This is a genomic window from Variovorax sp. 01N429 (assembly GCF_056399425.1).
The window spans coordinates 134,028-147,398 of record NZ_JBFTRG010000009.1 but is presented as its reverse complement, the minus strand read 5'-3'; the positions used below and the strand labels follow the sequence as shown (position 1 = coordinate 147,398).

At 64.8% G+C, this 13,371-nt stretch carries 14 protein-coding genes; 4 read left to right on the top strand and 10 right to left on the bottom strand.

Going from position 1 to position 13,371, the window contains the following annotated elements; genetic code table 11:
* The first annotated feature begins 83 nt into the window (after window positions 1-83).
* Window positions 84-311 (top strand): hypothetical protein, encoded by a 228-nt coding sequence (locus AC1DSF_RS17630; protein WP_478125736.1) that lies wholly within the window; start codon window positions 84-86, stop codon window positions 309-311.
* Window positions 312-326: 15 nt separating this feature from the next.
* Here AC1DSF_RS17630 and AC1DSF_RS17625 read toward each other — a convergent pair whose 3' ends face one another.
* From AC1DSF_RS17625 to AC1DSF_RS17595, 7 genes are read right to left on the bottom strand one after another with little or no spacing between them, the layout of a single operon-like run.
* On the bottom strand, window positions 327-1,331 hold the full coding sequence (locus AC1DSF_RS17625; protein ID WP_478125735.1) for an XdhC family protein: 1,005 nt from the start codon (window positions 1,329-1,331) through the stop codon (window positions 327-329).
* 26 nt (window positions 1,332-1,357) lie between these two features.
* Window positions 1,358-1,951, bottom strand: a complete 594-nt coding sequence (locus AC1DSF_RS17620; RefSeq protein ID WP_478125734.1) for a CoxG family protein — start codon at window positions 1,949-1,951, stop codon at window positions 1,358-1,360.
* Between the two features lie 42 nt (window positions 1,952-1,993).
* Window positions 1,994-3,142, bottom strand: coding sequence for a vWA domain-containing protein (locus AC1DSF_RS17615; RefSeq protein ID WP_478183194.1), 1,149 nt, complete (start codon window positions 3,140-3,142; stop codon window positions 1,994-1,996).
* Between the two features lie 56 nt (window positions 3,143-3,198).
* Window positions 3,199-4,128 carry an AAA family ATPase gene (locus tag AC1DSF_RS17610; protein ID WP_478125733.1) on the bottom strand — a complete coding sequence of 310 codons (930 nt, stop codon included), beginning with the start codon at window positions 4,126-4,128 and terminating at the stop codon, window positions 3,199-3,201.
* Between the two features lie 9 nt (window positions 4,129-4,137).
* The gene (locus tag AC1DSF_RS17605; RefSeq protein WP_478125732.1) at window positions 4,138-4,929 is read right to left on the bottom strand and encodes an FAD binding domain-containing protein; all 792 of its coding nucleotides are present in this window, start codon (window positions 4,927-4,929) and stop codon (window positions 4,138-4,140) included.
* 21 nt (window positions 4,930-4,950) lie between these two features.
* Window positions 4,951-7,395 (bottom strand): xanthine dehydrogenase family protein molybdopterin-binding subunit, encoded by a 2,445-nt coding sequence (locus tag AC1DSF_RS17600; RefSeq protein ID WP_478145104.1) that lies wholly within the window; start codon window positions 7,393-7,395, stop codon window positions 4,951-4,953.
* Window positions 7,396-7,405: 10 nt separating this feature from the next.
* A complete protein-coding gene (locus AC1DSF_RS17595) occupies window positions 7,406-7,900 on the bottom strand; it encodes a (2Fe-2S)-binding protein (protein ID WP_478125730.1) in 495 nt (164 codons plus the stop codon).
* Window positions 7,901-8,089: 189 nt separating this feature from the next.
* On the opposite strand from AC1DSF_RS17595, the gene AC1DSF_RS17590 reads away from it, so the two are divergent.
* The 3 genes from AC1DSF_RS17590 (at window position 8,090) to AC1DSF_RS17580 (ending at window position 10,945) form a co-directional block, all read left to right on the top strand.
* Window positions 8,090-9,223 (top strand): helix-turn-helix domain-containing protein, encoded by a 1,134-nt coding sequence (locus AC1DSF_RS17590; protein ID WP_478183176.1) that lies wholly within the window; start codon window positions 8,090-8,092, stop codon window positions 9,221-9,223.
* A gap of 172 nt (window positions 9,224-9,395) precedes the next feature.
* Entirely contained in the window at window positions 9,396-10,556 is a 1,161-nt protein-coding gene (locus tag AC1DSF_RS17585) for an ABC transporter substrate-binding protein (RefSeq protein ID WP_478125728.1), read from the top strand.
* A gap of 59 nt (window positions 10,557-10,615) precedes the next feature.
* A complete protein-coding gene (locus tag AC1DSF_RS17580) occupies window positions 10,616-10,945 on the top strand; it encodes a thioredoxin family protein (RefSeq protein WP_478125727.1) in 330 nt (109 codons plus the stop codon).
* A 4-nt stretch (window positions 10,946-10,949) separates the two neighbouring features.
* Here AC1DSF_RS17580 and AC1DSF_RS17575 read toward each other — a convergent pair whose 3' ends face one another.
* The 3 genes from AC1DSF_RS17575 to AC1DSF_RS17565 all read right to left on the bottom strand — a co-directional run bounded on the left by AC1DSF_RS17575 (window position 10,950) and on the right by AC1DSF_RS17565 (window position 13,337).
* On the bottom strand, window positions 10,950-11,327 hold the full coding sequence (locus tag AC1DSF_RS17575) for a nuclear transport factor 2 family protein (protein ID WP_478125726.1): 378 nt from the start codon (window positions 11,325-11,327) through the stop codon (window positions 10,950-10,952).
* 89 nt (window positions 11,328-11,416) lie between these two features.
* Window positions 11,417-11,989, bottom strand: coding sequence for a phosphonate degradation HD-domain oxygenase (locus tag AC1DSF_RS17570; protein WP_478125725.1), 573 nt, complete (start codon window positions 11,987-11,989; stop codon window positions 11,417-11,419).
* Window positions 11,990-12,026: 37 nt separating this feature from the next.
* Complete coding sequence (locus AC1DSF_RS17565) at window positions 12,027-13,337, bottom strand: D-amino acid dehydrogenase (RefSeq protein WP_478183175.1); 1,311 nt, start codon at window positions 13,335-13,337, stop codon at window positions 12,027-12,029.
* Window positions 13,338-13,371 lie beyond the last annotated feature (34 nt).

Sequence of the window (13,371 nt, the reverse complement as noted above, 5' to 3'; positions counted from 1 at the left end):
CCTGTACAGCCGGTGTTTGCCCTGAGGTGATCTTCGCCCCTTGCCACCGGAAAATTTCTGAATCTCTGATAGGCTGCACAGCCATGCGTGCTCTTGTCATCATTGCAAACATCGGACTCATTGCCGCCGCTTTCTATTTCGGCTCATGGGCGGGACTGCTGATCGCTCTTGCGGTTTGCATTGCGCTCATCGGCGCGTTCCTGGCGTTCTCCACTGACAAGGTGGAAGCCAGGGAATCGCGCGAAATGCGCAAGGCCATGGGGCGGAACACAACCTTCCTGGCCGGCCTCTTCGAACACACCAAGCGCTGAAGCGGCCTCTTCGATCTATTCGGCCGCGGCCTTCGCCACGGCGACCGCCGCTTCGCGCGGCAACGACACCGCATTCTTCACCGCCAGGATTTCCGCCATCACGCTGACCGCAATCTCGGGAGGCGTCTTGCTGCCGATGTAGATGCCGATCGGGCCGCGCAGCCGCGCCAGCGATTCGGCCGTCTGGTCGAAGTGCTCGATCATGCGATCTCTGCGCGCTTCGGCATTGCGGCGCGAGCCGATCGCGCCGACGTAGAACGCTTCGCTCTGCAGAGCCTCGAGCAGCGCCAAGTCGTCCAGCTTGGGGTCGTGCGTGAGTGCGACGACACAGGTGCGGCGATCGGGTTTGAAGGCGGTCACCGCATCGTCCGGCATTTCGGTCGTGATCGTCACGCCGGGCAAAGTCCAGCCGGTCCGGTATTCAGTGCGGGGGTCGCACAGCGTGACCGCGAAGCCGCAGAACTTCGCCATGGTCGCGAGGTATTCGGCGAGTTGACCGGCGCCAATCAGCAGCATGCGGTATTCGGGGCCGAAGGTATTGACCAGTTCCGTGTCGTCGACCGAAAGCTCCGCCGGCGATTCGGCTTCTGCCAGCTTGACCGAGCCGTCGGCGAGCCGCACGGTGCGCTGCATCAGGCGGCCCTCTTCAAGCGAGGCCACGAGCGTTTGGAGCGAGCCGGGGTCCGGGTCGTATTCGAGCAGCAGTTCCAGCGTGCCGCCACAAGGCAAGCCGAAACGATGCGCTTCGTCGGCGGTGATGCCGTACTTGACCAGCGCCGGCGCGCCCGTGGGCATGACGCCGTCCCCATGCGCGCGGCTGTAGCGCGCGATCAAATCGTCTTCGATGCAACCGCCCGATACCGATCCCACGACCGCACCATCTTCGGCAAGCGCCATGATCGATCCGATCGGGCGAGGCGAGGAGCCCCACGTGCGGACCACCGTCGAAAGCATTGCGCGGCGGCCGGCCAAGCGCCAGTCGCGCAGCGCGCGCAGCACCATGACATCCAGGTTTTCCATCTTCGTGTCTCGCTTTCCGGACCGCCTCAGTCGGCCGGCTTTTCTTCTGTGTCGGCGTCTCCATCTGACTTCTTGCCGAAGCCAAGCTTCTGCATGAATCCGGCCATCGCGCCCTTCTTTTCTTCTGCCGGGGGTGCGTCCGCCGCCACAGCTTCAGGAGGTGGGCCATAACGGCTTTGCATCTCAGCCTCGAAGCGCTTGAAGAAATCGTCGGCGGTCGACTTGGCGGCACCGTCGATCAGGCGCTGGCCCAGTTGCGCGATCTTGCCGCCCACCTGCGCTTGCACCGTGTAGTCGAGTTCGCAGCCTTCGCCGTTGTCGGCGACGGGCCTGAGCGAAACGCTCGACGATCCTTTGGCGAAACCGGCTACGCCGCCCTGCCCTTCAAAAGAAAGCTTGTAGCTGTCCGGCGGGGTGATGTCGGCCAGCGTGACCTTGCCGTTGAACTTGGCCGACACCGGACCCACCTTGACGGCCAACGCAACGCTGTATTGGTTGTCGCCGGTCAGCTCGAACTTGTCGCAGCCGGGGATGCATTTCCTCAGCGTCTCGGGATCGTTGAGCGCCTCCCAGGCTTGTTGCTGCGTGATGCCGAGCTTGCGGTTGCCGAGCATTTCCATGGTGGTTCTTCCTTAGAGTTAGAAGCGGGGCGGTGGCGACTGTTACCGGCCGGACCGCATGAGAGCGGCGAGGCTCGTCGCCAGTTGTTCGAGGGCACTGAGATTGTGGACCGCGAGCATCGCATCCGCATGGCGGTGCAACATGGCCGCACCGCGCGCAAGGGGAGCGTAGCCCTCGTAGCGCATCAACGGGTTCAGCCACAAGATGCGCCGCGAATGGCGCTTGAGCCAAAGCAGTTCGCTTTCCAGCGTCTCGGGCTCGCCGGTGTCCAGGCCGTCGCTGATCACGAGCACCAGCGTGCGACGTCCGGTCAGCCGGCGCGCGTGCCGGCGCCGCAGTTCGGCAAGCGATTCACCCAGGCGCGTGCCGCCCGCGAAATCGTCGATGGCGTCGCTCGCCGTCGCGAGCATCGAATCGGTATCGGCAATGCGGAAGGCCGGCGTCAGGTCGGTCAGGTGGGTGCCGAAAGCGAAGACATCGCGCCGTCCCGAACGCCGGGTCGCAGCGTGGAGAAAGGCGAGGAGCAATCTGGCGTAGCGCTCCATCGAGCCCGACACATCCACCAGGACCAGCAACGGCAACGGCTGCTTGCGCCGCGCCCATCTCGGCAGTCGAAGGATTTCTCCGCCGGTGCGCGCAGCCTCGTGCAGCACGCCAGGCCAATGCATGCGCGAATGGGCGCCTGCATCGCCGGTAGCGCGCAAGCGACGGGCGGGCAGCGTCGGAATCGGCAGGGCAACGTCGCGCGCCAGGCGCTCCACCAGCCGGTACTCCGCAGCGCCGAGTGCGTTGAAGTCGGCATGGTGGACGCGCGATCGATCGCTCGCCGTCATCGCCGCGTCGAAATCAACCTCGCGATCGTTCTGCACAGGACGCACGGTATCGCGCGGCGCGGCGAGCGCCTCGCGAACGCGCGGGCGGCTCTTCGAAGGCTCCGCCTTGCCTTCCGCGGTCGGCAGCATCTGGGCCAGCAGCTTGTTGGCCAGTTCGGGATCGCGAAACCACGCGTCGAACAGCTCGCGGAACACCAGCCGATCTTCCTCGCGGCTGATCATCACGGATTCGATGGCGGCAGCAAGATCGAAGCGGCTTTCCACACCGACGAGCGTGGCCGCTTCGGCGGCGAGCGCGATGCGCATCGAATCAGTGCGCACGCCAGCGCGCCGCAATGCCCGGCCAAAGCCCAGCATGTTGCCTGCAAGCTTGCCCTTTCGAGCATCGCCGAGCTGGTGAACCACACCGTCGGTCAAGGTGCCGCCTCTTCCTGGGGCTTGAGAAGGTCCGATGCCAATTCATGCGTCAGCGCCGCAACATCGTCACGCTGCTTGAAGAGGATGCCCGCCGTGTCGACGACGATCTCGGGATCGAGTTCGATGGTGTCCAGCGCGACGAGCGCCTTGGCCCACTCAACGCTTTCGGCGATGCCGGGACCACGCTGGAATGCGCTCGCGAACGGCGCACTGCGCAAGCGGCCGACGAAGGCGGCCACCTGCTCTGAAAGCACGCTGCTGGCCTGCGGCACCTGAGCCCGCACGATCGCCAGCTCACGCTCTCGCTCGGGATAGTCGAGCCAGTGATAGAGGCAGCGCCGCTTGACCGCATCGTTGAGCTCGCGCGTGCGGTTGCTGGTCAGGATGGTGACCGGCGAAACCAGGGCTCGCACGGTTCCGAGTTCGGGAATGCTGACCTGATACTCGCCCAGGTATTCGAGCAGAAAGGCCTCAAAGGGCTCGTCCGCGCGATCGACCTCGTCCACGAGCAGGACCGCTCCGGGTGCGGGCGCCTGCAGCGCCTGCAGCAGTGGCCGTCGGATGAGATAGCGCGGCTGGTAGACCTCGGATTCGACATCGGTCGAGATACCTTGCGCTTCCGCCGCACGCATGTGCAGCAATTGGGCCGCGTAGTTCCATTCGTAGAGCGCCTCGCGCTGCTCGAGCCCGTCATAGCACTGCAGGCGCAGCAGTTCGCGCTGCAGCGCGGTCGACAGGGCTTTCGCCAGTTCGGTCTTGCCCACGCCGGGCTCGCCTTCCAGCAGAAGCGGTCGCTGCAGCCGCAGCGCCAGGAACACCGCCGTCGCAAGACGCCTGTCAGCGTAGTACCCGGCGCCCTGGAGCGCCTGCACGACCGCGTCAATGGTGGAGAAGGGTGCGGTCGCTGCAGGCGTGATGTCGGTCATCGCGAAAGCTTATCCGAGCGCCTTCGCGACTGCTCGCTGCGTGAGAACACCAATGAGATTCGCGCGGTAGGCGGCCGAAGCGTGCAGATCGCTGTTGAGATCGCTCGCGTCGATCTTCACGCCGGCTGCGGCTTCCGGCGTGAAGCTCTTGGTCAGAGCCTGCTCGAGCCCCGTGTGGCGGAACACGCCGTTGCCGGCACCGGTCACCGCGACGCGCACGCCGGCGTCGTACTGCGCGACGAAGATGCCGACGAGCGGGAAGTTCGATGCCTTCTGGCGGATCTTTTCATAGGCCGCGCGCTTCGGGATCGGAAAACGGATCGCCTTGATCAGCTCGCCGTCCGTCAGTGCAGTGGTGAAGAGGCCCTGGAAGAAGTCGTCCGCCGCAATCTCGCGCTGCGTGGTGACGACAGTGGCGCCCGTCGCCAGCACCGCCGCGGGATAACACGCGGCCGGATCGTTGTTGGCGACCGAGCCGCCGATGGTGCCCATGGCACGCACCTGCCGGTCGCCGATGTGCGCGGCCAGCCAAGCCAGCGCCGGGAAGGAAGCCCGGACGTCGGCGTTGTTCGCCACATCCAGGTGACGTGACATCGCACCGATCACCAGGGCATCGCCAGCCTTGCTGATGCCGGTGAGTTCCTGGACGCCGCTCAGGTCGGCGAGTTGCTCCGGCGCCGAAAGGCGCAGCTTCATCGAAGCAAGCAGAGTCTGCCCGCCGGCCAGCGGCTTGGCACCCGCGGCTGCGAGCTTGACCGCATCCGCCAGAGTCGTGGGGCGTTCGAGTGTGAAGGCATACATGGTGTTTTCTTCCTTCTGTGATCAGGGGGCCGGACGGCCTTGCGTACTGGCGGCGAGCGAGGGTTGCTGAGGCTGCTGAGTCGGGCTTACGCTTCCCTTTTGCATTGCTTCCCAGACTCGATGGGGCGAAGCCGGCATATCGAAGTCCTTGACGCCGAGCGGCGCCAGCGCGTCGAGCACCGCATTGATCACCGCCGGTGGCGAGCCGATCGCGCCGGCCTCGCCGCAGCCTTTGGTGCCCAACGGGTTGTGCGTGCAAGGCGTGCACACGGTGTCGAGCTTGAAAGTCGGAAAGTCTTCCGCACGGGGCATGGCGTAGTCCATGAAGCTGCCCGTCAGCAACTGGCCCGTCTCGTTGTCGTAGACGCAGTTTTCCATCAGCGCCTGCCCGATGCCCTGTACGAGTCCGCCGAGCACCTGCCCTTCGACAATCATCGGATTGATGATGGTGCCGAAATCGTCCACGGCCGTGAAGCGGTCGACCTTGACCTCGCCGGTCTGCTTGTCGATCTCGACTTCGCAGATGTAGGTGCCTCCGGGGAAGGTGAAGTTGGTCGGATCGTAGAACGCGGTTTCGTTGAGGCCGGGCTCGAGCTTGTCCAGCGGATAGTTGTGCGGCACGTAGGCCGTCAGCGCCACTTGCCCGAAGGGGATCTTCTTGTCGGTGCCCTTGACGGTGAACTCGCCGTTGGCGAACTCGATGTCTGCGTCGCTCGCTTCCATGAGGTGCGCCGCAATCTTCTTGGCCTTGGTTTCGATCTTGTCGAGCGCTTTCATGATCGCAGCGCCGCCGACCGAGATCGAGCGCGAGCCGTAGGTGCCCATGCCGAAGGGCACGCGGCCCGTGTCGCCGTGCACCACATCGACCGCATCGACCGCGATGCCCAGGCGAGCCGCGACCACCTGGGCGAACGTGGTCTCATGGCCCTGCCCGTGGCTGTGCGAGCCGGTGAAGACCGTCACGCTGCCGGTGGGATGCACGCGGATCTCGCCACACTCGAACAGCCCCGCGCGTGCGCCGAGCGCACCGGCGATGTTCGAAGGCGCGATGCCGCAAGCTTCGATGTAGCTTGAATAGCCGATGCCCCGCAGCTTGCCCTTCGCCTCGCTGGCGGACTTGCGCTGCGCGAAACCGGCGACGTCGGCCAGCGTCTTCGCCTTGTCCATGCAGGCATGGAAGTCGCCCGTGTCGTACTGAAGCGCCACTGGCGTCTGGTAGGGAAAGCTCGTGATGAAGTTGCGCTTGCGGATCTCGTCCTGTCCCAGGTTCATTTCCCAGGCGCAGCGCGACACCAATCGTTCGAGCAGGTAGGTGGCCTCGGGCCGGCCCGCTCCGCGATAGGCATCGACCGGCGCCGTGTTGGTGAACCACGCATCGACTTCGACGTAAATCTGCGGCGTCGTGTATTGGCCCGCGAGCAGCGTCGCGTAAAGGATGGTGGGCACGGCCGTCGAGAACGTCGACAGGTAGGCACCCAGGTTGGCATCCGTGTGCACCCGCATCGCCAGGAATTTGCCTTGCGCGTCCATTGCCATTTCGGCGTGGCTGACATGGTCGCGACCATGCGCGTCGGACAGGAAGCATTCCGAACGCTCACCCGTCCACTTGATGCTGCGATTGAGTTGCTTCGCGGCCCAGGTGAGGCACACGTCCTCGGCATACAGATAGATCTTGGAGCCGAAGCCTCCGCCCACGTCCGGCGCAATCACGCGCACCTTGTGCTCGGGCAAGCCCAGCACGAAAGCCGTCATCAGCAGCCGCTCGACATGTGGATTCTGGTTGGAGACGTATAGCGTGTATTCCTCGTTCGCGCGGCTGTAATTGCCGATGGCGACGCGCGGCTCGATCGGATTGGGCACGAGCCGGTTGTTGATGAGATCAAGCTTGGTGACGTGCGCTGCATTCGCAAATGCCGCGTCGACGCCCGCCTTGTCACCGATCGCCCACTTGTAGCACTGGTTGTCGGGCGCCTGTTCATGAATGGTCACGCCACTCTGCTTTTTGGCGGCGTCGCCCACGCTCACGAGTGCCGGCAACTCCTCGTACTCGACCACGATCGCCTCGGCGGCATTCTTGGCCTGCTCGACCGTCTCGGCCACGATCATCGCAACGTGGTCGCCGACGTAGCGCACCTTGCCGATCGCGAGGATCGGATGCGGTGGCTCCTTCATCGGCGTGCCGTCGGGGTTGTTGATGAGCCAACCGCAGGGCAGTCCGCCCATCTTTCCGTCAATGTCCTTGCCGCTGAAGATGCCGACCACACCGGGCATCTTCGAAGCGGCATCGATGTCGATGGACGTGATCTTCGCGTGCGCATGCGGCGAACGCAGGAACACGGCGTGGGCCTGGTTGGCCATGGTCACGTCATCGGTGTATTGGCCAGCGCCGGTCAGAAAGCGATAGTCTTCCTTGCGCCGAAGTGCCTCGCCGATGTGCGGCAGGTTGGAGAAGTCGGATGCACCCATGTCGTTCTCCTCAGGCGGTGACCGTTGCCTTGGCGGGTGCGGCCGCCATGGCCTCGCCGCCCATCTGCACCGCCTTGACGATGTTCTGGTAGCCCGTACAGCGGCAGAGATTGCCGTCGAGCAGTTCGCGGATTTCCGCCTCGCTGGAGTTGGGGTGGTAAGTGCACAGGTCGATGGCGCTCATCACCATGCCGGGGGTGCAGAAACCGCATTGCAGGCCGTGGCACTCCTTGAAGGCGGCCTGCATGGGATGCATCGTGCCATCGGGCTGGGCGATCCCTTCGATGGTCGTGAGTTGGGCGCCCGCCACCTGGGCAACCAGCACGTTGCACGACTTGACGGCCCGGCCGTTCACGTGGATCGTGCATGCGCCGCATTGGGCCGTGTCGCAACCGACATGCGTGCCGGTCAGATGAAGGTGCTCGCGGATCGCCTGGACGAGGAACGTGTTGGGGGGAGCGTCGACCGTGACCTCGCGCCCGTTGACCGTGAATGAAACCTGCATTTGGCTGTCTCCGTTGGAAGGTGATGGCTGTTTTCAGCCACCGAATCTTGGACGTCGGACCTGACCGCAACCCTAGGCAAAACCCTATGCGCTTGCACGATCTCCCTGAAATTCTCAAAATGAAACAGCTCGCCCCTCTCGCCTCTCCGGCGAATCCGCAACCTGGGCCGATTCAGCCCGCCCCACACGATGACCGTCCAAGCCGCTTCGCCCGCACCCGAGCGTTCCCTTTCCATCGCCCAGGCGAGACGCGAATGGATCGATCGTGAGCCGATGCCGAGTTCCAGCTCGCCCGCAACGCGCATCGAGCCGTGGCTTTTGCGATCATGGCAGCGCTGCCTGGACGCCGGGCACCAGCCGCGGCAACGTGTGAGTTTCGATCCCGTCTCCGCACCGGCAGCGCGTCGAGTGGCAGAACGCAATTGCGCCCTGGTCGCCGCGGCACGGCCGGTACTCGATCGGCTGTCGCGCGCCATTGCGGACACGCGGTATTTCGCGATCCTCACCGACGCGGATGGCATCGTTGTCGACGTCGGCGATCTTCCCGGCGGCAGCGACGAATCCGCCCGCCGCGCCCGTGACATCGCCCGCATCGGGGTCGATCTTTCTGAAAGCGCCGTGGGCACCACAGCCATCGGCGCCGCCTTGGCCGAGCATGAGTCTGTCTGGCTGCATCGCGGCGAACACTTCTTCGAAGACACCAGCATCTACAGCTGCGCGGGTGCGCCGCTGTTCGGGCCACAGGGCGAATGCATCGGCATGTTGGATCTGACAGGCGTGCAGGTCGTCGAGCGGCCGGAGCTTCGGCATTTGGCGGCGCTGTCGGCGCGCAGCATTGAGAACGGGTTGCTGCAGCATCATCCTTGCGAGCTGCTGCTTCATATCGGCTGGCCGGGGTGTCCCACGGGCGCCGACACCGAAGGGCTCTTGTGCATCGATGCCGACGGAAACGTGACCGGCGCCAATGCTGCCGCCCGCCACATGCTGCATCGGCCACTGGCGGCCGGGCCGCTCTTGAACTGCCACGATCTCTTCGCGCTGCCGCCGCAAATGCTTTTTGACGCGGCACGACGTGGCGAAGCGATGCTTGAAGTGCCGCTCTGGTCGGGTTTGCGCGTGCAGGCTCGGGCTCAGCTGACGAGCGCGCGCACGCTTCATGCGCCGGGCGGAACGAGCCGACCGCGGCTGCGCGACGTCGAAACCGCGCTGATCCGCAAGGCAGTGGACGAGGCGCGCGGCAACGTCGCCGAAGCGGCCCGTGCACTGGGCATCAGTCGCGCGACCGTCTACCGCAAGCTGACACGCAGCCGCCGCTTGAGCTGAAAAGGCAGCCGCTGAAACACGCTCAGCCCACCTGGGCAGACTTCGTGTTGTTTGCCACACCGGCGCAGGTTCAACCTACCCGAGGTAGTGACCGCTTTACATTTAGTTGCTATTGTCAGCAGTTGTTAAAAACAATTGCACGCCTTCCGGCGGCACGACTGGGAAGTTGACCATGAGCGCATCCGAGGCCCGTACCTTTTCCGTGTCGCCGAAGCCCACGCGACGCCAAGTGCTCGGCCGCCTGACGGGCGCTGCGGTTGCAGTCGGCCTTGGCTTTCCCGCATTTGCGCAGGCGAAGGCCATCCGTGTCGGAGCGACTTTCGACAACAGCAGCGTCGAAAAGGCGAACGGAACAGGACTTTTCCTCGGGTCGAGCGCCTACTTCAATGCACTGAACCGCGCTGGCGGGATCAACGGCACGAAGGTGGAACTGGTGATGGCCGACGACCAGTTCAAGCCCGAGAACGCGAAGGCCAACGCCCTCGCCTTCGCGGCGGACAGCTCGGTGCTCGCGATGGTGCATCCGCTCGGCACGCGCCAGACGGCCGAAGTGAGCGACGCCGTCCCCGGCATGGCCGTTGTCGGCCCCAACACAGGCACCGTCTCGCTGCGCAAGAAAGCGGCGCCGAACACCTTCTGGGTCCGCGCGAACTATGACCAGGAGATCGAAAAGCTCGTCGCCACTGCGGCCGTGCTCGGGCAATCACGCATCGGCCTCGTGTATTCGAACGATCCGCTGGGCCAGTCGCTGCTCGCGGGCTTCAAGGCGGCGCTCGCCAAGGCCAAGATCGAACCTGCCGTGATCGCCAGCACGCCGAGCACGACCAGCATGGAAGTCGACCCCGCCGCCAAGCAGATCGCCGAAGCAGCGCCGCAGATCGTCATCATCGGCCTCGCAGGCACAGCGCCCGCCTTCGTTCGCGCCCTGCGCGCCGCCGGCGGCAAGAGCAGCGCCTATGGCCTATCGATCACCGCAGGCTCGCTCGGCGCCATGGGCGAACTTGCGCACGGCTTGGGCTTTGCCATGGTGGTGCCCTCGCCCTTCGCGACCAAGTTCGAAATCGTCCGCCGCTATCAGGCGGACATGCTGGCCAACGGCTCCAAGGAGTTTTCGCTGCCGAGCCTCGAAGGCTACATGGACGCTGCCGTACTTGCCGAAGGCCTGCGCCGCGCCGGTCCTTCGCCCACGCGCGCAGCCGTGATCGCGGGGCTGGAGCACATCGAGGGCTACGACCTCGGCGGCGTGAAGATCAACTTCGGACGCAGCAACCGCGAAGGCAATCAGTTCGTGGACGTTGCCGTGATCAGCGCCAACGGAAGACTGCTGAGCTGATCCTTGCCCGCCAGCGATGCCGCGAGCGCGGTTTTTGCCGGTCGAGCAGAATCACACGAATGAACCAAAGCTATGCGACCGTTGCACCTTCACGCGCTGAAGTCGACGCACTCCCTGGCCTGACCTTGGTCGAATTCGGCACCGACTGGTGCGGCTTCTGCAAGGCAGCGCAGCCGCTGATTTCGGAAGCCCTCACCGGGGCGCCACCGCTGCGCCACCTCAAGATCGAAGACGGCAGCGGGCGACCCCTGGGGCGCTCGTTCCGGGTCAAGCTCTGGCCCACGCTGATCTTCATGCGCGAAGGCAAGGAACTCGCCAGACTCGTGCGCCCCGAAAGCGCAGCGGCGATCCGGCGAGAACTCGAGCAGGCGACCTCGGCCGGCGTCTAGCGACTCAAGCGGCCGCGGGCACCTTGTCCAGGAAGCCGGTGACCGACTGCAGCCTGCCTGCTTCGAGTTGCACGAAGTCAGTGCCTTCGATCAGGTCGTCCGCGCCGCTCGGGCCGAGCGTCCACGAAAAGCGCATTTGATCGCCGTGGCCGTCGGGCCGGCCCTTGAGCGCGAAACGAAAGCCCGGATAGCGCCGATGCACCACGCCGATCAAGGCGCTGATCTGCGCGCGTCCGCTGCCTTGTGCGACAGGGTCAACGTAGCGCGCATCGTCGGTCCAGTGCGTCTCGAGCAGGTCCAGGCGACGCGATTCGTCCGTTTCATTCCACACGGCGATGTAGTTCTCGGCCACATGTTGGGCATCGGGGATGGCGGTGTTCATGGCGATTCCTTTCGGTGTTCAACACCCGCAACGTCGCGGGGTGAGGGAATGGTCGCCGGGACAGCGCAGGCGGTCGATGACCTGGGAGGTCATGTGCGCAGCGGCGCGCTCCGATGCTCGGTCGAGCAGGATTCCATGTGACGAACGAAGTGCGCCAACGAAGGCGCTTCGGCATCTGCCGACTTGGCAGCGTCGTCCCACTGCCTCAGGCGCACGGCGTCGCCGGCATACGGCAGTGCCTCGAAGGCCCGCGCTTGAGCATCATCGAAGACGCCACCCTGCAGCACCAGGCTGCGCCGGGAGTCGGCAGACAGCGACGCGTGATAGCCCTCGACCCTTGCGCACAGGAATCGCTTGGCGTCCACGTGCAACCGGATCGGCTCGAGCGTTGCAGGACTGAACAGCGAGCGGAGAAAGGGCAAGCAACGGTATTGATGCAGATCGTCCAACCCTTGTCGCGTGGGTGTGCCGCCGAAGTCGTGCAGAAGATGCCCCAGATCGTGAAGCAGCGCCCCGGTGATCAAGGCGCTGTCCGACCCCGCCTGCTCGGCCAGATGGGCTGTCTGCAACGCATGCTGGAGCTGTGTGACGGGCTCGCCGTCATATTGGGCATGGCCCTTGGATTCGAACAGGGCGACGATGTCTGGAACGTTGAGGCTCATGCGACTGGTTGTACTTCAATTCCGTCACGGCGTGATGTCAGGCAGGCAAGCCCGCAGGGTGCGCAAGCCGCCCGCCGCGCGAGTCAGGTGCGAGATAGCGATCGACCGAAAGACCATCCGTGCGAATGTCCGGGCGGCGGCCCATCACCTGGTCGGCCACGAGCTTGCCGGAGCCGCAGGCCATGGTCCAGCCCAGCGTACCGTGCCCCGTGTTGAGAAACAGGTTCCCGTACGACGTGCCGCCGATGATGGGCGTGCTGTCGGGCGTCATTGGCCGGAGCCCTGTCCAGAAGGTGGCGCGGGGCAGATCGCCACAAGGGAAGAGATCAGTGATCACGCGCTCCAGCGTCTCGCGGCGGTTTGGATTCAGCCGCAAGTCGAACCCGCCCAGCTCGGCCATTCCGCCGACGCGAATTCGATCGTCGAAACGTGTGACCGCGACCTTGTAGGTCTCGTCGAGCACGGTGGATTGCGGCGCCAGCGCGGGATCGACCAGTGGCACTGTCAGCGAATAACCTTTGACCGGGTAAACGGGAAGGTCCAGGCCGAGCGGCGCGATGAAGTCACGCGAATAGCTGCCGAAGGCGAGCACATAGCGGTCGGCCGTGAGGACTTCCGGGTTCGCGCCAGCAAGGCGTACGCCAGTGATGCGTCCGCTTTCGGTGGCGAGCCCTTCGACCGATTGGCCGAAGCGGAAATTCACGCCCAGCCCGCGCGCAACCGCGGCCAGTCCTTGCGTGAAGAGATTGCAGTCGCCAGTTTCATCGTTCGGCAGGCGCAGGCCACCCACGAGCAGATCGCCCGTGCGCGCCAGCGCTGGTTCGACGCTGGTCAGTTGGCTTCGGTCGAGCAATTGATAAGGCACGCCGCATTCCTCGAGCACTGCCAGGTCGCGCTGCACGGCATCGAGTTGCGCCTGGGTGCGGAATAGCTGAAGGGTGCCCTGCGTGCGGTGCTCGTAACTCACGCCCGTCTCCGCGCGCAGCTCACGCAGGCAATCGCGGCTGTATTCGGCCACGCGCATCATGCGTTCCTTGTTGACGGCATAGCGCTCGGGCGAGCAGTTCTTGAGCATGGCGGCCATCCAGCGGAGTTGAAACAACGAGCCATCGGGCCGAATCGACAGCGGTGCGTGCTTCTGGAACATCCACTTCAGCGCCTTGAGGGGAATGCCCGGCGCCGCCCAAGGTGTCGAGTAGCCGGGGGATACCTGGCCGGCGTTGGCAAAGCTGGTTTCCTGCGCCGGGCCGTCCTGGCGATCGACAAGCGTCACCTCGGCGCCGGAGCGTGCAAGGTAATAGGCTGTCGTGACGCCAATCACGCCACCGCCGAGAACGATCACTTTCATTGCAAGACCTCATTCATCCAGGATATGCTGAAAG